The sequence below is a fragment of the Betaproteobacteria bacterium genome, assembly GCA_009693245.1.
In the GTDB taxonomy this organism is placed as follows: Bacteria; Pseudomonadota; Gammaproteobacteria; order Burkholderiales; family SHXO01; genus SHXO01.
This window is the reverse complement of record SHXO01000071.1, coordinates 1-17,057: the sequence shown is the minus strand read 5'-3', so window position 1 is coordinate 17,057 and position 17,057 is coordinate 1. Positions and strand designations below refer to the sequence as shown.

17 protein-coding genes are annotated in these 17,057 nt (G+C 60.9%); 4 read left to right on the top strand and 13 right to left on the bottom strand.

The features are described 5' to 3' along the window. Positions 1-214: 214 nt before the first annotated feature. Positions 215-613 (bottom strand): type II toxin-antitoxin system VapC family toxin, encoded by a 399-nt coding sequence (locus EXR36_11900; protein ID MSQ60312.1) that lies wholly within the window; start codon positions 611-613, stop codon positions 215-217. Between the two features lie 62 nt (positions 614-675). Next, on the bottom strand, positions 676-879 hold the full coding sequence (locus EXR36_11895; GenBank protein ID MSQ60311.1) for a hypothetical protein: 204 nt from the start codon (positions 877-879) through the stop codon (positions 676-678). 230 nt (positions 880-1,109) lie between these two features. Between EXR36_11895 and EXR36_11890 the strand changes: the two genes are divergently transcribed. Beyond that, positions 1,110-1,922 (top strand): hypothetical protein, encoded by an 813-nt coding sequence (locus EXR36_11890; protein ID MSQ60310.1) that lies wholly within the window; start codon positions 1,110-1,112, stop codon positions 1,920-1,922. 6 nt (positions 1,923-1,928) lie between these two features. On the opposite strand, the gene EXR36_11885 is transcribed toward EXR36_11890, so the two are convergent. After that, on the bottom strand, positions 1,929-2,762 hold the full coding sequence (locus EXR36_11885; GenBank protein ID MSQ60309.1) for a hypothetical protein: 834 nt from the start codon (positions 2,760-2,762) through the stop codon (positions 1,929-1,931). Between the two features lie 3 nt (positions 2,763-2,765). Here EXR36_11885 and EXR36_11880 point away from each other — a divergent pair, with 3 nt between their 5' ends. The 3 genes from EXR36_11880 to EXR36_11870 all read left to right on the top strand — a co-directional run bounded on the left by EXR36_11880 (position 2,766) and on the right by EXR36_11870 (position 6,094). Further along, entirely contained in the window at positions 2,766-3,932 is a 1,167-nt protein-coding gene (locus EXR36_11880; protein MSQ60308.1) for a zinc ribbon domain-containing protein, read from the top strand. Positions 3,933-4,255: 323 nt separating this feature from the next. Continuing rightward, complete coding sequence (locus EXR36_11875; GenBank protein MSQ60307.1) at positions 4,256-5,212, top strand: MBL fold metallo-hydrolase; 957 nt, start codon at positions 4,256-4,258, stop codon at positions 5,210-5,212. 21 nt (positions 5,213-5,233) lie between these two features. Beyond that, complete coding sequence (locus tag EXR36_11870; protein MSQ60306.1) at positions 5,234-6,094, top strand: peptidase T; 861 nt, start codon at positions 5,234-5,236, stop codon at positions 6,092-6,094. A 72-nt stretch (positions 6,095-6,166) separates the two neighbouring features. Here EXR36_11870 and EXR36_11865 read toward each other — a convergent pair whose 3' ends face one another. The 10 genes from EXR36_11865 to EXR36_11820 all read right to left on the bottom strand — a co-directional run. Beyond that, the gene (locus EXR36_11865; GenBank protein MSQ60305.1) at positions 6,167-9,292 is read right to left on the bottom strand and encodes an efflux RND transporter permease subunit; all 3,126 of its coding nucleotides are present in this window, start codon (positions 9,290-9,292) and stop codon (positions 6,167-6,169) included. Beyond that, positions 9,289-10,638, bottom strand: a complete 1,350-nt coding sequence (locus EXR36_11860) for an efflux RND transporter periplasmic adaptor subunit (GenBank protein MSQ60304.1) — start codon at positions 10,636-10,638, stop codon at positions 9,289-9,291. Before EXR36_11860 ends, EXR36_11865 begins: the two co-directional genes overlap by 4 nt. Next, a complete protein-coding gene (locus EXR36_11855) occupies positions 10,635-11,936 on the bottom strand; it encodes a TolC family protein (protein MSQ60303.1) in 1,302 nt (433 codons plus the stop codon). Before EXR36_11855 ends, EXR36_11860 begins: the two co-directional genes overlap by 4 nt. A 79-nt stretch (positions 11,937-12,015) precedes the next feature. Beyond that, complete coding sequence (locus tag EXR36_11850; GenBank protein ID MSQ60302.1) at positions 12,016-12,801, bottom strand: GGDEF domain-containing protein; 786 nt, start codon at positions 12,799-12,801, stop codon at positions 12,016-12,018. Between the two features lie 15 nt (positions 12,802-12,816). After that, on the bottom strand, positions 12,817-13,908 hold the full coding sequence (locus tag EXR36_11845) for a hypothetical protein (GenBank protein ID MSQ60301.1): 1,092 nt from the start codon (positions 13,906-13,908) through the stop codon (positions 12,817-12,819). Between the two features lie 161 nt (positions 13,909-14,069). Further along, entirely contained in the window at positions 14,070-14,519 is a 450-nt protein-coding gene (locus EXR36_11840; protein ID MSQ60300.1) for a hypothetical protein, read from the bottom strand. 219 nt (positions 14,520-14,738) lie between these two features. Continuing rightward, on the bottom strand, positions 14,739-15,185 hold the full coding sequence (locus EXR36_11835; GenBank protein ID MSQ60299.1) for a histidine phosphatase family protein: 447 nt from the start codon (positions 15,183-15,185) through the stop codon (positions 14,739-14,741). A gap of 48 nt (positions 15,186-15,233) precedes the next feature. Then, the gene (locus EXR36_11830) at positions 15,234-16,046 is read right to left on the bottom strand and encodes a CHAD domain-containing protein (GenBank protein ID MSQ60298.1); all 813 of its coding nucleotides are present in this window, start codon (positions 16,044-16,046) and stop codon (positions 15,234-15,236) included. A gap of 15 nt (positions 16,047-16,061) precedes the next feature. Next, positions 16,062-16,823: a CYTH domain-containing protein gene (locus EXR36_11825; protein ID MSQ60297.1), complete on the bottom strand. Its 762-nt coding sequence runs from the start codon at positions 16,821-16,823 to the stop codon at positions 16,062-16,064. After that, on the bottom strand, positions 16,799-17,057 hold a 259-nt coding region (locus EXR36_11820), incomplete at its 5' end, for a hypothetical protein (protein ID MSQ60296.1). The genes EXR36_11820 and EXR36_11825, both read right to left, overlap by 25 nt.

The following is a 17,057-nucleotide window of genomic DNA, read 5'->3' as shown; positions in this document are numbered from 1 at the left end:
TCGAAGAATCCAGGCTGCTTGGGTTTGGGTTGCTTCCTGCGTTTGTCTTTCTTCATCGGCCTCGGGATCACTTTGCGCTTCGAGGCTTTTTATCACATCGATTCCATACACACTACTCTAGAATGCTGAATTATTAGAGGTGCCCTTAAGCGAGTTGGCGAGCATGTATTTTTAAGAAGCATGGCAATCTACGTGGATGATCGCAACGACTTGCTCACATTTCCCAGTCTTCCAACCGAAGTCCAGCGACACGACTAAATTCGGCGATGTTGTGGGTCATTACGATGAAATTTCTGGACAAGGCTATCGAGGCTATCTGCAAGTCGTAGGGACCGATAGGAGTCCCTTTGGTCATCAACGCAGCGCGAGTTTCCCCGCATATCTTGGCCGCCTGATCATCAAAAGGGACGGACGCGAACGTCGAATCGATACGTGCCAAGAGCGCTAAGTTCGCCTCCTGGCGTGCGCTTCGGTACGCCCCGCAATAAAGTTCCGAGAGAACGATCTCGCAAAGGTAGATGTCTGATGGGTTGCGTTTCTCGAACTGCTCTTTTACGGAAGAAGGCCTGGCATTGAGTAGCGCTATCCACGCATTGGTGTCGGGCAACCACATTAGTCAAGTGTCCTGCGTGCCTCCGCGTCACCTTGTGGTTCACGCAGTAATGGCTCTCCAGCTCAACCGCCCGCGACATCGGTGAAAAAGTCCTTCGGCCAATTCGTTGGTTTTGGCCCGGCAAGCAGATCCTCGATGGTCATCACGAGAACCTCCAACTTACGATGACGAAATGCGGGAGGTAATTCGACAACGATGGAATCCTCCGATGCAGTTATGATCTTACGCAACGCTTCCATGGGCACTGCCTCCAGTATCTTGGCCAATACCAACGGCTGGATACATCTACCGATTCGATTAGCCTATGATCGAAATATAGGTCGCGGCGGCCGGTGTGAGCGGGGGGCTCAATAACAGCCTATGAACTCAAGCAGATTGAGCGGCGATTCAATCTAAGCCAACAGGTATCTCCGGAGAGCTTTCTCGGATACTTGTCTACGGTATTATCCGAGACGCGCCGCGCCCATGGTGGGCGCGTCAAGGAGAATTACCTAGAATGAATGTACTTATCTCTCGCCTGCCGGGGGCGGTAATCCTTGGTCTGGCGTTGGTTTCCTCGGTTGTCGCCGAAACCGACGAAGAAGAACAACAGCGCAACGCGCGCGAGGCCGTGGAGCGCGTGGTCAATAGCCACGACCACACGCTCATCCTGAATGGCGGCCATTTGATGATCAAACAACAAGCTGTCCGCGCCGCTCACAAGCTACTGGTGCAATGGGGCAAGGAAGAAAACCTTGGCCCGAAGTGGTGGGAAGACCGGCCTGAGTGGAAAGCGGCGAAGGCCGAATTGATCCGCGGAGGAGACATGTTGCTGGCCAGACAGTTTCTCGCGGACGCTTGGCTCAAGAAGACCTGGACCGAGTACACCACCAAGGAGTTTAGCGGCGAGCAGGCCGACGTGATCGCCTCCCACTTCGAAACGGAAGGCGGGGAAAAGCAGCGATTGCTCATGGAATGGTACTTGGGCGAGATGGTGCTCTTCTACTACACCTTCACCGATCGCTTCGACTACGAAGTGAAGGAAACCCAGGATGAACTGCATGCGCTGCAAAAGCAGGCCCTGCGCCGCATCCCCGCGGAGGATACCGAGTTCGCCAGCCGGTATAAGAACGCGTGGCAGTTCATTGCGTGCAGCCCCGATAGCCGCTATTGCCCAGGGCTGCACTATTGGAAGATGCTGGCGATTCCTCTACTCGGATCGGTATTCCGCCATATGGAAGACACGACCCGCGCCATCGAGGCGGATATGAGATCGCGCCGGCCTCAAATGCAGCGCTACTTCGATGAGTTTCGCGCCAATAGCCGTTGATACGGCTCATTCCGTCAAGGCCGCCGCCGCATCCTTGGTCTTCAAGATCACTTCGTCTTTCTTATAGCGCACCTGGAAAGTACCCACCGAGTTACCGCCGAGGGATTTGCGCCCTTGCGCGGTGACCCACAATTGGGAACCGTCAGGGCTCAGGCCAAGACCCACGGGGTAGGAATCCACCGTGATGCGCGATACGATGCTCATGTCGCTGGTGCGCAAAACGACGATCTCGCTCGTTAGATTGACGGCGGCGAACACGTAGTCGTCGTTGGGCGCGATCTTGATCGAGCGCACGCCAAGGCCTGCAAAACCCGAGATCGCGCCCATCGCCTGTGCATCGGTCTTGACCCGCTGGCCCTTGGCACTCGATACGATTTCGATTAGATTCGCCACCGGAACTTTCCACACGAAGCCCGTGGCATTGCAACTGATGTAGAGATTTTCGCCCTTGGCATCGATATGCAGATCTCGCGGGCCGGGGGCAAGGCCGTCGATCGTTCCCAGGTAGCGCCGCGGGCGCGTGCTCATATCGAACACGGCGATACCTCCGCCGCGCATGCGTCCCACCAAGAGGTAGCGGCTGTCGCTGGTAAAGGCGAGGACGCGCACACAGAACCCGCAGTTGCGGTCGCGGTCGCCCGTCATCTGCGCGGGCTGCACGCGTTTCTGAACGACGAGTAACTCGGCTTCCTGAAATGACGCGGGGTCATCGCCGGAAATATCGAACAGCCCCACCGTATTGTCGCCCCAGTGAGAAACGGCGAGCCACTTCCCGTCGGGGGAAGCACGCACGTATTTGGCGATGGTCCCGGTGGCCATCACGCGCGCAAGTTTCAGCACCGCTTGACCCGGCTGGATAACGAGCCTCTGAGAATCGCGGCCTTGGTCGTTATTCTATTTCTGGAATGCTTCATCCTTTTTTCCATCTTCGATGGCCTGTCGGATCACACCGGGCAATTGACCACGCCCGAGCAGTACATTCCGCCGCTGTGCCGGGAGATAGTCGTCAGCGGAGACTGGAACAAGACGAATAGCTTGGACAATCTGGCGTCGGTCGTTGCCAGGCATCATGAAAGTTACACGAGGCCGGAAGATAGTGACGAGAACAAACCCCAGCACGCCCTGTGCATCCCAGTCACGCGCGCTTACAAGGCCATCCGCGACGACGAGAGGCTGTCCCAAAATTTAATCGATACCCGCAAGATTTCTAGGGAAATGCGCGAACTGCGAGCCGAACTCGACCGCATGAAGGGCGCCTACGACACCTCCCTGCTGGAAGGCATCGCCGGGCAGGGGCGGGGCGGGGAGAACGCGGACTCCATCAGAAAGGAAGTGACGGAGAAAACCGCAGCCTTGAACGTTCTGGCCGGGAAGCATACCCTCATCGAAGGGACACTCCGAGAGGACCGCCGCATCCAAGAGATGCTTGGGCTTGCGGTGGGCGTATCCGGCGCCGGGAGGAAAACCCTACGTGACGAACTGCGCACTTTGAATTTTTGGTACCCAGTCAAGCGCCTGGGGATGGAAATGCTGTTCCTGGTACCGCTCCTCGCGGTCTTCTATTTCTGGAACTCAAGGAGCATCGCCGCCCGCCGCCCCTTCCAGACGCTGATTTCCTCGCATCTTCTCGTGGTCGTGACGATTCCGGTGTTCTTCAAGGTGCTGGAACTGATCTACGACATCATTCACCGCAATCTTCTCAAGCAGGTCATCGATCTTCTTAAGTCGCTGAAGCTGGTCGCCCTCTGGCATTACCTGCTGATCGGCGTGGCCATACTCATCGCATTAGCCTTGATTTACCTATTCCAGAAGAAACTGTTCTCCCGGGAGAAGCTGATGCGGCGGCGCATGGCGAAAGGCCTTTGCCACCACTGCGGCCAGCACCTTGCGACTGGTAGCCGCCACTGCCACGTTTGTGGCACGGGGCAGTACCGCCATTGTAGCCACTGCCACGAACCCACTCCCGTGCAAGGCAAATACTGCACAGCCTGCGGGCTAGGCGGCAAGTGACCAAATTAGCCGGTTCATTAACAGTATTGGACTAGGGTTTGCCCAGCAATAAATTCGCCAAGCTGCCAGGCGGCTTCCACCAGGGCCGCGCCGATGGCTTCTATTTCCGATTTTCGGATGGTTTCGGAGAATTCCATGTCGTTCTTGTCCTGGGCGCTCACGAACGATTTCCGCGTCGTGGCGGTGAACGGGACGATGCCCGTTCGCGTATCCAGGACCACGGCCTCGACGGTGCAATAGGACCGGACTTGGTTGGGCGCAAAAACCCTGTATTTCTTCGGGCTCAGGTGGCGAAGTATCCCTAGGACCGGCGGACTTGCCGAATGCAGCGGGCAGCGGCCAACAGAAGGGCAGCATACGAACCGGCTCCGGGAGGGATACACTTGCAAGCACGCTTTCAGGTATTTCAAGACAGGAGAACGCGCATGAGACGAATCATTTCACGCAGCCTTTTGGGGGCCATGTTGGTGCTGTCCGCCACGTGCGGAGTCTCGCTGGCCCAGTCAGATCCACAGCGGTCGGTCACCCAAATCGCTGGGGATCTATACCGGTTTCAAAATCAGTTTCACTTCTCGGTGTTTCTGGTGACTAGGGAAGGGATCATCGCCACCGATCCGATCAACGCCGCTGCCGCGCGGTGGCTCAAGGAAGAGCTGGGCAGGCGCTTTCCCGGCAAGGCGGTCAATTATCTGATCTACAGTCACAGCCATGCCGACCATGTCGCGGGCGGCGAGGTGTTTTCCGATACCGCGACCGTGGTCGCGCATGAGCGAGCGCAAGCACGCATCGTTTCGGAGCAAGTACCAACGGCTGTTCCGCAGGTAACCTTCGCCAACCGCAAGACCATCACCCTTGGCGGGAAGACCGTGGAATTGATCCATTTCGGCCCGAGCCATTCGGATAACTTGATCGTGATGCGGTTCCCGGATGAACGCACGCTCTTCGCGGTGGACATCGTCGCGCCCAAGCGCTTGCCATACCGGGACCTCCCCGATGCGAACGTCGATGGCTGGATCGATACGTTGAAGGCCGTTGAAGCGTTGGAGTTCGGCATCCTTGCCCCAGGCCACGGCACGCTGGGCAGCAAGGCCGATGTCGCCGAACACCGGATCTATCTCGAATCGTTGCGCGACCGCGTTCGAGCGCAGATGCAGGCCGGCAAGTCCCTCGAAGAAATCAAGCAAGCCGTGACGATGGAGGAGTACAAGAACTGGGGCTCGTACAACGACTGGCGCGCCCTTAACGTCGAAGGCATGTACCGGTATTTGACCACTCGCTAGGCGATACTCAACGAGCGCAGTGTGAGCACAAGCACCTGCCCTTCCATAATAGTCCATGGCGGCGCGGGTCCCATCAAAGATGGCAGCCTTCCGCAGCGCGTCGCTGGATGCCAGGCCGCGGCGCTGGCGGGCTGGGAGATTCTTCGCCGGGGAGACTCCGCGCTCGATGCAGTGGAAGCCGCCGTCGCGGCGCTGGAGGACGATCCACTGTTTAACGCCGGCACGGGTTCGGTGCTCAATAGCCTCGGCTACACCGAGATGGATGCGGCCATCATGGAAGGCAGCACTTTGAAGGCAGGAGCAGTCGCGGCGGTGCTAAGCATCAAGAATCCCGTGAGGCTCGCGCGCCGCGTGCTCGAAGATGGGCGTCACGTGCTGATTGTGGCCGAAGGGGCACTGCAGTTCGCCCGCCAAATCGGATTCCCGGAACGCGACCGCGACTCGCTAGTTGTCCCGCGAGAGCAAGCGAGCCGCGCAAGCCAACACGGCACGGTGGGTTGTGTTGCAACCGATGAGTCTGGCCGAACCGCCGCCGCGACTTCCACGGGGGGTATCGCAGGCAAATTGCCCGGACGAGTTGGCGATTCTCCGTTAATCGGCTGCGGCACATACGCCAACGAATACGGCGCGGTCTCCTGCACCGGACATGGCGAATCGGTTATTAGAATCGTGCTAGCCAAGGCGGCGGTGGACATGCTGCGAGGCGGCCTCGGCGCCCCGGCAGCCGCCCTGCAAGCCATCGCGCTCCTCGCCGAGAAAACCGGCAGCACCGGAGGATTGATTGTCACCGGCCGCAACGGCGAGACTGGCTACGCGCGCAATACCTCGCACATGCCCGTATGCTCGATCACGGGGGATGGCGAGATCGTTGTTACCTCTTAGGGGCGATTAAGCACAAGGTGAGAAACCAAGGCGGAAAAGAACTCATGCACGGATCAAGAATTGTCCCTACATCTAGATTCTTCGATGCCTGTACAACAGCAAGAAAGCCGCAGGCAGAACGATCATGGATAGAAGCGGCGCGGTGATCATTCCTCCCACCATCGGCGCGGCGATGCGTTGCATGACCTCGGAGCCGGTGCCTTCACCCCACATGATGGGGAACAGGCCCCCGAGGATTACGGCGACGGTCATGGCCTTGGGGCGCACGCGCAACACCGCGCCTTCGCGGATAGCTTCCAGCAAATCCTCCGCTTGGGTTTTGCCTTGTGCAATGCGCGCATCCCAGGCGTGACGCAGGTACAGCAGCATGATCACGCCAAATTCCGCCGACACACCAGCGAGTGCGATGAATCCCACCGCTGCCGCCACGGACAAGTTGTAGTCCAGCAGGTAGAGCAGCCAGATACCGCCCACCAGGGCGAAGGGCAGGGCGCCCATGATGAGCAAGGCCTCGCCGAAGCGTTTGAAGGTGAGATAGAGCAGCACGAAGATGATGAGCAAGGTAAAGGGGACCACCATCTTTAGCTTCGCGGTTGCGCGCTCCAGGAATTCGAACTGGCCCGACCAGGAGATGGAATACCCAGCCGAGAGTTTCACGCGCTCGCTCACGGCCTTTTGCATGTCTCGGACTGCTGAACTCAGATCGCGCCCGCGGATGTCCACATAGACCCAGCCCGACAGGCGCGCATTCTCGCTCCTTAGCATGGGCGGGCCGTCGGCGATGCGGATATCCGCCACGTCGCCCAACACCAGCCGGGCGCCGCGCTCGGTGACGATGGGGAGCACGCGCAGCTTTTCCACGGAATCGCGAATTTCTCTCGGGTATCGGATGTTGATGGGAAAGCGCTGCAAACCCTCCACTGTCTCGCCGATATTCTCGCCGCCGACGGCGGAGGCGACCACCGATTGAACATCGGCGATGTTCATGCCGAAACGCGCGGCGGCGTCGCGGTGGATGGTGACGTCCACGTACCGTCCGCCGGCCAAGCGTTCGGCGAGCGCGCTGGTCACACCCGGCACGTCCTTCAACACGCGTTCGATCTCCCCCGTAACGCGGTCGATCTCGGCCAAGTCGGCGCCGGCCACCTTCACGCCGACGGGACTCTTGATACCGGTGGCCAGCATGTCGATACGGTTTCGGATGGGCGGCACCCAGATGTTGGCAAGACCCGGCACGCGGACGGTGCGGTCGAGTTCCTCGACCAGTTGGTCCATGGTCAGACCCTGCCGCCATTTGTCGCGCGGTTTGAACTGGATGGTGGTTTCGAACATCTCCAGCGGCGCCGGGTCCGTGGCGGTTTCCGCGCGGCCGGCTTTGCCGAACACGCGTTCGACTTCTGGAATGGTCTTGATCAAACGGTCGGTCTGCTGCAAAAGCGAGGCCGCTTTGCCTGCCGAGAGGCCGGGTAACGCCGATGGCATGTAGAGCAAATCGCCCTCGTCGAGCCTGGGCATGAACTCGCCGCCGAGGTGTTGCAACGGCCAGAAACTCGCCGCCAATACGAGCGCCGAAACGACGAGCGTGAGCTTCGGCATGCGCAACACACCATCGAGCACCGGCCGGTAGACGGCGATCAAAATCCGGCTCAGAGGGTTAGTCCTCTCCTCTGGAATGCGCCCGCGAATCAGGTAACCCATCAGCACGGGGATCAAGGTCACGGCCAAGCCGGCGGACGCCGCCATGGCGTATGTCTTGGTGAAGGCCAGCGGCGAGAACAGCCGCCCCTCTTGCGCTTCCAGGGTGAAAACCGGGATGAAGGAGAGCGTGATGATCAGCAACGAGAAGAACAGCGCCGGTCCCACCTCCGCCGCCGCGTCCCCCACCACGCGCCAGCGTGCCTCGCCTGCGAGCTTCTCGCCGGGGTGTGCATGCGTCCAGCGCTCTATGTGTTTGTGAGCGTTCTCGATCATGACCACCGCCGCATCGACCATGGCGCCGATGGCGATGGCGATGCCGCCCAGGGACATGATGTTCGCGTTCACGCCCTGGTAGTACATGACGATGAAGGAAACCAGCACCCCCAAAGGCAGCGAGACGATGGCCACCAGCGCCGAACGCAAATGAAACAGGAAAAGGAAGCACACGAGCGCCACCACGATGAATTCCTCCACCAGCTTATGGGTGAGGTTATTCACGGCGCGTTCGATCAATCCGGAACGGTCGTACACCGGCACGATCTCGACTCCCTTTGGCAGGCTACCTTGCAGCGAACGCAGCTTGGCCTTGACGGCCGCGATGGTCTCGAGCGCGTTCTTGCCCGAACGCATCACGATGATGCCGCCGGTGGCCTCACCTTCGCCGTCGAGTTCGCCGATGCCGCGCCGCATCTCCGGCCCCAGTTGTATGCGCGCCACGTCGCCCAGACGCACGGAGACTCCAGCATCGGAGGTGCTGAGAGGCACCTTGCGAAAATCGTCCAGGGATTGCAAGTAACCGGAAGCACGCACCATGTATTCGGCTTCGCCCAGTTCTATCACCGAACCGCCCGCTTCCTGGTTGGCTCCGCGCACGGCCGCCGCCACTCTCGAGAGCGAGATGCCGTAGGCCGCCAGCTTGTCCGGGTCGGGCACGATCTGGTATTGGCGCACCATGCCGCCCACACTGGCCACTTCGGCGACGTTCGCCACGCTCTTCAGCTCGTACTTTAGAAACCAATCCTGCAAGGCGCGCAGCTGCGAGGCGTCTTGCGTGCCGCCGCGATCCACGAGGGCATATTGGTAAATCCAACCCACGCCCGTCGCATCCGGTCCGATGGAGGTCTTGGCCGAAGCTGGCAAGCGCGCTTGCACCTGGTTCAAATACTCCAGCACCCGCGAGCGCGCCCAGTACAAATCGGTGCCATCCTCGAACAACACGTAGACGAAGGAATCGCCGAAGAAGGAATAGCCGCGCACGGTCTTGGCACCCGGCACGGAGAGCATGGTGGTGGTGAGCGGATAGGTGATCTGGTTCTCGACGATGCGCGGCGCTTGTCCCGGATAAGTGGTGCGGATGATGACTTGCACGTCGGACAGATCTGGCAGCGCATCTAGCGGTGTCTTGAGCAGCGCGAACACCCCCCAGGCGCTCACTACCGCCGTGACCATCAAAACCAGAAAGCGGTTCGCGATGGACCAGCGAATGAGGGCGGCGATCATTTCGCGCCCTCGCCTGCTTGCGGCACGTCGTTCAAGCGCGCTTCCACACCCTTGAGGCTCGCTTCCGAGTCGATGAGAAATTGCGAGGAGACGACCACGCGCTGCCCGGCATCAAGACCGCGTTTGATCTCGGTTTTGCCCTCGCTCTCGATACCGGCCTCAACTTCCACTGGACGGAACTTACCGTTTTCCTCCGCCAGCAGCACGACCGTTCGCGTGCCGGTCTGAATGAGAGCTTCGCTCGGCACCACCAGGGCTTGGCTCGCGCGCATGTCCGTGAACTGCATGGTTACGAACATGCCGGGCGCCAAGCGCAAGTCCCGGTTCGCGAGTTCCACGCGCGCCTTCAGCGTGCGCGTCGTCGCGTTCACTTCCGGCAGTATCGCTTGCACCTTGCCTTCGAAGGTCGTGCCGGGTGCCGCCGGGCTCGTGGCCCGCACCTTGGCACCAGGCCGTATTAACGCAGCTTGGCTCTCTGGCACCTCGGCGTTCGCCCATACCGTCGATAGCGAGTTGATGCGAAACAGCGTGGCGCCGGACATCACGGTGGCACCTTCGCGCACCGATAACTCGGTCACGACGCCGCCGATGGGCGCCTTGAGTGTCGTGCGCGGTTGCGTCCTGTCCGTGCTTTCCACGAGGCGGATTTGCTCCTCGTTCATGCCGGCTTGGCGCATGCGCTGGCGGGCTGCATCGGCGATGATCTCCAGCCCGCTTCCTCGCATGCGCCGCACGGAGAGGAACTCCTCCTGCGCGGCAATCCACTCCGGCCAATAGAGTTCCGCCAAAGGCTGGCCTTTTGCCACCCGGTCCAGCGTGGCGCGTACGTGCAGCCGCTCCACATATCCGGTCGCACGCGCCTGCACGACCGCATGGTCGCGTTCGTTATAGGCGATGCTCCCCACGGCGGACAACCGCGGAGACAACACGGCCAGCGTTACTTCCGCGGTGCGCACGCCAAGATTTTGCTGAATGCGCGGGCTGACACTCACCTGGCCTTCGTCGCCGGCGCCCCCGCCGTAGACGGGAACCAGCATCATGTCCATGAAGGGGGACTTGGCAGGCTTGTCGAATTTATTCCCCGGCACCATCGGGTCGTGGTAGTAGAGAATTTTTCGGCCTGTGTCCGGATCGGTGTCGCCAGCCTTGAGCCCGCTCGCGATGTGCCTCCGCGTTGCCGCTTCGCCTTCCGCGATGCTTGATGGGATTGCCCTGGATGGTGCGCTACTCGAAGGCTTGGGGACGTCGTTCGCTGTGGAAGGCTGCTTAGACAGATACGCATACAGGCCGTAACCCGCGAGGACGCACACGCCTACTGCGATTGCCACGGTGAGATTACGTCTCATGGCGTTTTCCCTGCTCGCGCCGGTGGGGCCGAGGAGTGGTTCGCCGGAATCAGGAAATTGAGTTGCGCCCACAGCCGTGCGATATCCATTTCCAAGCGCAGGCGCTCCGCGCGCAGGTCAGATTCATCGCGGCGGCCTTCCAGCACCGATTTGAGAGTGCCCGTGCCGCCCCGGTAGGCGGCGATAGCCGCCTGCGTGCGCTCGCCCGCCAACGGGATCAGTGTGCTGTTGTAACGCGCCAAACGCTCTCGGTTGCCGCGCCACTCCAGCAACATGGCCTGGATCTCGGCCAAGTGGTCGCGCGTGGTCTCTTCGCGCTCGGCGCGCATCTGTTGCACCGTCGCGAGTTTGGCCGCTACTTCGCGGTTCTGCCGCTGTTCCCGGCGCCATTGCAGCGGCACCGAAAAGTTGAGCGACACCATGTTGGAGTAGGCCGAACCGCGCTGGCTCGCCATGAACTCCACGCTCCAGTCGGCGCGCTTGTTAGCTTGCGCGATGCTGGCATCGGCCTGCGCGACCTGCTCTTGCTTGGCCATCAAGGCAATCTCTGGATGACCGAGCAATTGGGCATCGAGGGCTTGCGCATGCAAGCGCACGTTATCCACGAGGGGTGCCGCGCCCAGTTCCGCCCGCCCCGCTTCTCCCACCCAGCGCACGAGCGCAATAGTGGCGCCCTCTATTTGGCGTTCGGCTTGCGCGATGCGGTCATCCATCTGCGCGACAGCCGAGCGCGCCAAGAAAATGTCTGCTTGCGCGCCCCGCCCGCCCCGGTAGGCCGCCTGCGCGGCTTCCACCTGTAGTTGCGCCTCGCCGCGTTGTGCGGCCAACAGACTCCGCATGCGTTCGAGGAAATAGCGTTCCAGCCAGGCGAGTGCCGTGTTGCGCTGAAGCTTGGTTAAGGCAAGGTCGCGGCCGGCTTGCGCCAATTCGGCCTCGCGCTCGAAGCGGGCCGCTCGCAACCGGCGCTTGTCTTCCCAGGTCAGTTCTTGCATCAGCCCGATGGAGCGCATGGTCATGAAATCGCGGGAGAGGCTGAATCGGTCCGGTCCATCGATGGGCAGGTTGTTGATGCCGGCCTTCAACGTGGGATCGGGACGTTGCGCGGCCACGACCGCCATCTCGCGGGCCGCGGCGCTCGCCGTTTCCTGAGCGGCCAATTGCCGTGAACGCTCTTGCGCCAGACGCAAGGCCTCCTCGAACCCCAGAGCAGACTCAGGTTGGACGGCATGAGAGAACGAGGACGCGGCCAGCAGGCATGCGGCCAGTGCGCGCGTGCGCGATGTGTTTGGATAAACCATGGAAACTCCGTGATCGGAATGCAAGCGTTGAAACGGCTTTGCGACCCGGCATTCGCCGAGTCAACTCACGGAGGAGGCGCTACAGATTCAGACTACACAGCAGGTCGAGGGTAGGAGGGCCGGTGCAGCGTTGCGCACGGCGTGCATGCCATGCCCCGGATGGGACTAAGTCAATGGGGCGGTAAGGAAGCCATAGCACCACGGTATCCAGAGCGGGCAATACCGCGGCTAGGGGCTGCCCGCCACTCTGGTCACCTATTTGGCAGTGCGCGAGACACAAGACGGCGTGCATCCCGCAGTCTTCGGGCATGTCCGAGAAGGCACTCGCCGGCGCCGCGCTAGCCATGCCGCACGGCTCGAACGCCAGCACGGCCTGCGCATGGACCAGCAGTACCGCCGTAAGCAGACGAAGAAAGGATGCTCGCATGAGTGGATTATAGACCGAACTGCGGTTCGCGACCGGGTTTCCCGCAAGGGGTGCCAGCACCACGGTATTGCGGCCCGCGGCTTTGGCGTCATACAAAGCGCCGTCCGCTCGATGCATGAGGGCGTTCAAATCGCGATCGGTTTCAGGCGAATAGACGGCGAGCCCGATGCTCACGGTGACGCTAAACCCCGCAAGTTCCGCGATGCTAACGTCACAGCGGTCCTTGATAGCTTGGCGTATGCCCTCCGCGATGGCCATGGCCTGTTCCGCCTCGCACGCAGGCAGGGTGACAACGAATTCGTCGCCCCCATGGCGCCAAACAATGTCCGTCTCGCGAAGAGCGGATAGCAACGCGGCACCCACGGCTTGCACGACCTGGTCTCCGGTGCCATGACCGAAACCATCGTTCACGGCTTTGAAGTTGTCGATATCCATCATGAATACGGCTAGCGGTTAGCCATCGAGGCTCGCTTGCTGCATGGCCGCTCCCAAGCGCGTTATGCCGGCCAACCGTGTAAGGCATCCGCTCAGCGAATCGTGGGTGGCGGTGTGCTCCAACTCGGCATTCTTACGCTCCACTTCGTGGCGCGAGACATTTAGTTCGTGCAAGGTTTGCGTCAAGCGCTCGTTGATGAGATGCACGGTGGACACATCGTCGAAGGTCACCACGCAGCCTCGCACTTTGCCATCCGAATCCATCACAGGAGAGCAATTGACCATCAATTGCCTCGGCTGGCCGGGGGTCGTATTGACCACCAACAGATGTCCCGTGGTGGCGGCTCCCTTCTCCATGGTCGATGCCCAAGGATGCTGCGCCGCGTCTCCGGGTAACCCGCCCGCCAACCACGGGATAGCCGAGAGTTTCTTACCGATGATCGAAGCGGTATCGGTGGAGGGGAGCATATCGAAGGCGTTATTGGTCATCAGCACGCGGCCTTGCCGGTCCAAGACGGCCACGCCCTCCGTCATCGTATTGAAGGCGACTCGCACGCGCTCCGGAATGACCGCGGAGGGATCCAAAACGGAGAGCGCGCGCCGCAGATACAACCAGTAGAACACCGATCCGAACACAACGAAGTGCATCACGACAATCGCGAGCGGATGCAGGATTACTTGCGTCACTGCGTTTTGGGCTGGCTCGGCATAGGCGATTTCAAACCTTCCCCAGCGCTTCTTGTCCTGATTCAAGGGGACGATGATCTCGGTGGGGGTGGAGTGTGCGCCAGTGGGTTCGGTCCACGCCTTGGCATGATCTCCGGACTGAACCGGGAGCGACCAGTCCGCCTTGCGCACCGCAATGGAGCGTATGGCAGGGTCATGCTTGCGCGCCGCATCGAAGGCCGACTGCAAGGTCTTGAGATCGCGTTTCTGCAACAACACCGCCGATTGCACGGCCAGGCTCTGAGCAAACGTTTGGCGTTGCTGGAAGTCGTGCGTTTCACTCGTGGAAAAAACCTGGGTCGTCATCTGCGCGAGTAAAAGAACCGAGCAACTGATCGCCAGTAGCGCCAAAGTGATTTGCACGATGGGAGGAATGCGTTTCATCGATCCGTTCTCTCCGGAGGGGATTCGAGCGCCTTTGGCGAGAACACATCCTCCCCGGCGGCGTCAGGTGCTTCGTCCGAGCCGGCAGGTTCATCACGGCCGCGGGCGACAATGGGAAGTAGGTCGAGATCGCGCCAGACTGGCAAGCCCATCACGATCAATTACGCCCACAATCCGGACCTCAATATCCAGAACAGCGCCCCGCCGGAAGTAATAGCAAGCGCAACGCCGGCGGGCTCCACTTTTAGGGACAGGTTCCCCAGGCTGCCTCCACCCGGTATCCCTCCGACGTCGATGGAGTCCGGCAAAGGGTCCGGGGTCACGCGCTTCGCGACTTTGGGCATGGGCGCTGGCTCGGTTTCGGCGATCTTGGCATCCGGGCAATGGGCCGGGCGCGACACAGCGGAGCCATTGTGGCTGTTGGCGGAAACTTCGCGGCCAGCCGAATCGGCGAGCGCCTTGCATCCAACCCGGACCACCTTGCTACCTTGGGCGCCACCGTTGCGGCCATAGTCTTCCGCCATGGCATGCCCCAATTGCCAAGGGCCGAGTGTAAGTGCCATGCACAGGATGACCGCCCGGGGGCGTTCGCGCGGGAGAGGCGGTGACATCCTGTTTATCCTAAATTGCACTTGTCGATGGTCAAGAGGCTGTTGGGAAACACCTGTTTTGGCGGAACACCCGGTTTCCAAGGAGAATGAATGGATGTTCCAGCCACGCAAACGCCCTGGGAAGCAGGCGAGCCGGAATGCAAACGCAAGAGAAATACCACCGGCGGCGGCCAGGTTCTTCTGACCCTCCTTTCATGCGCTCCACGAAATGAGGGGCCCCTACACCATTTCGGGTGAGAGCGCCGCTCTAAGAAAGGCCTGGGACTCGTTGTCTCGCCGCCGCAGCCAGTAAATGGCGCCCTTCTTCACATTCCAACCACTTGCTTCGCCGCAGAGGAGAAAGGCTGCCAGTTCGCCCAAGGTGGGCTGGTGACTGACCAGCACAACACTGCCGTTGCGCCGGGGCCATTGCGCCGCGTTCAAGAGAATCTCGTGGCTCGCCCCGGGTGCCAGCTCCTTTAGCGTGGTGAAATCCTTGGTAAGGGCGCTCGCCGTTTGCTGGCAACGCTCGGCGGGGCTGCACAATACCAAAACATCCTCCGGCAAGCGTTCCTTTAACCAAGCGCCCATTTTCTCTGCCTGCCCGTGACCCTTGGCTGTAAGGCGCCGCGCCAGATCGGGCACACCGTCCTCGGCCTCGGCGTGCCGCCAAAGAATCAAATCCATCTTTCCATCGGGCGATGCATGACGGCGCGATTTTACTCGCGGCATGCATTACCTTGGCCCCATATCCCAAAAGGGTTCGGCCTGCTTCATGCGCTTCCACGCCTTGAGCGCGGGGAGCGTCTCGGCCCGCGCCTGCGCCGTGAAATACCCGAGCACGGCGCCCAGGGCTTCGCGCGTATCGGGCTCGCGGCAATCCTCGCGCAAGGCGCTGGCAACGCGCACTACCGTCGTGGCGTCATTGATGCGGCCCAGATGGTCTTGTATATCCGAGAGCAACTTCAGGAATTTCTTCGTGGCTTTTCTGGGAAACAAAGCGGCGAAGAACTCCCCGCCATAGCGCAGTTTCTTCAATTCGATGCGCAACGGATGCAGGCTCGCGGGCTCCACCGTGCCTGTCACGGCGCCACGCTTTAGAGCCGCGCGCCAGCGTTTGCTCATGACACGGCTGGCGAATTCCGTAAGGGGCAAGGATCGCGCCTCCAGGGTGGCCGGGTTGCCGCTCCACGACTGGCGGTAAAAAGCGCGGGCAATGTCCAGCAGCGCCAGGGTATAGCCGGGAGCCGCGACATAGTGTTGCGCCAAATCACGGGCTTCCTTGCGTTTCGTATCGGATTCCGCGATGAGCGCCTTGGTTCCCGCATCGCTGGTAAGCCTCTCGGGTAACGCTGGCAATGTTTCAAGACGGAACACATCCCAATCGCGCGCGACTCCGAGGATGCTCGCCAGTTTGCGCATTTCGGCCTTCTGGCTCCCCATGCCGGGCTCGGGAACCAGCACTCGGAACACGCTCCATGCGGCGCGAAGCCGGCGCAACGCCACACGCGCCTGGTGCACGTATTCGGGGTCTTCGCTGCCAAGCAGCCCGTCCTCATTGGATTAAAGATGGCACAGGCATTCGTTCACGATGGCGGAGAACGCTTCGCACGGCTTCATGCGAGGATCGAGGCTGGCGGGATGAGCGCGCCTAGGCTGCGCCGCCTCTCCACTCATCAGAGCGTAACCGCGCTCAGCCTTGCTGCGATTCTCCAGTCGCAGCGGAAACCGCGAACACAGCTCGGTGGCAAGCATGAACAACGCGCCAGGTTCGCCGTGCTTGAGTTCCAGCTCCAGATCGCAGAGGGGCGCCACTTCGCCAGCCAGGATATGTCCCCGGTCGAAGGCCACCTCGATCAAAACCTCCCCCCATCCCACCGTGCGAGTGGAGCGGCGAAACTCCGTGGTGAACACCGGCTGCAAAAGTTCGCGCAACTCCAAATAGGCGAAAGTATCTTGGAAGCCGCTTCCCTCCAAGGCGGCGAAACTCGGCAAGCGTAGGGACACCGCGCTCTCGAATTCGCCGCGGTCGTGCAATCCGGCGCCTACCGCGCGCTCGCGCTTGATGGTTTGGATCCACTTGCGCCCCTGCTTGCGCAAGCGCAATCCGATGCCTTGGCTGCGCAGCGCGCTGTTCGGCGTATCGAAGTACACGTTATGCAACAAGCGTGTCGTGCTCCTGCTTTGGGTGCGCTTCCTGAGTAAGGGCGAGCGAAGCACGCGCTCAAGCAAATCCTGGGGCCCGGCGAGTTTGATCTCCAGTTCGCGCGGGGTGCTTGGCGGCGGCGCGACGGGTTCGCTCACTTGGCCTGTTTGCGCTTTAATTTCGGAGGGCGCGCGCCGGCGGACTTCTCATCTTCGTTGCCGGCGGAGGCAAGGCGCGCGATGAGCGCGGTTTGCGCGCATACCTTGCGCGCGCGCGAAGGCTTGGGCAAACGATAGGTTCCTCCGGAATCCATCTCCCACGCTTGAGTGTTGTCCTCCAGATAGCTTTCCAAGCCTTCACTGATAACCCGGCGGCGCAATTTCTCGTCCAAGACGGGAAAGCACACTTCCACC

What these genes read in the sequence shown, in the direction of transcription:
- EXR36_11865 (MSQ60305.1), bottom strand. Translation starts at nt 9,292, where the DNA reads ATGATCGCCGCCCTCATTCGCTGGTCCATCGCGAACCGCTTTCTGGTT.
- EXR36_11890 (MSQ60310.1), top strand. Translation starts at nt 1,110, where the DNA reads ATGAATGTACTTATCTCTCGCCTGCCGGGGGCGGTAATCCTTGGTCTG.
- EXR36_11875 (MSQ60307.1), top strand. Translation starts at nt 4,256, where the DNA reads ATGCAGCGGGCAGCGGCCAACAGAAGGGCAGCATACGAACCGGCTCCG.
- EXR36_11845 (MSQ60301.1), bottom strand. Translation starts at nt 13,908, where the DNA reads ATGAAACGCATTCCTCCCATCGTGCAAATCACTTTGGCGCTACTGGCG.
- EXR36_11850 (MSQ60302.1), bottom strand. Translation starts at nt 12,801, where the DNA reads ATGATGGATATCGACAACTTCAAAGCCGTGAACGATGGTTTCGGTCAT.
- EXR36_11900 (MSQ60312.1), bottom strand. Translation starts at nt 613, where the DNA reads ATGTGGTTGCCCGACACCAATGCGTGGATAGCGCTACTCAATGCCAGG.
- EXR36_11840 (MSQ60300.1), bottom strand. Translation starts at nt 14,519, where the DNA reads ATGTCACCGCCTCTCCCGCGCGAACGCCCCCGGGCGGTCATCCTGTGC.
- EXR36_11855 (MSQ60303.1), bottom strand. Translation starts at nt 11,936, where the DNA reads ATGGTTTATCCAAACACATCGCGCACGCGCGCACTGGCCGCATGCCTG.
- EXR36_11835 (MSQ60299.1), bottom strand. Translation starts at nt 15,185, where the DNA reads ATGGATTTGATTCTTTGGCGGCACGCCGAGGCCGAGGACGGTGTGCCC.
- EXR36_11860 (MSQ60304.1), bottom strand. Translation starts at nt 10,638, where the DNA reads ATGAGACGTAATCTCACCGTGGCAATCGCAGTAGGCGTGTGCGTCCTC.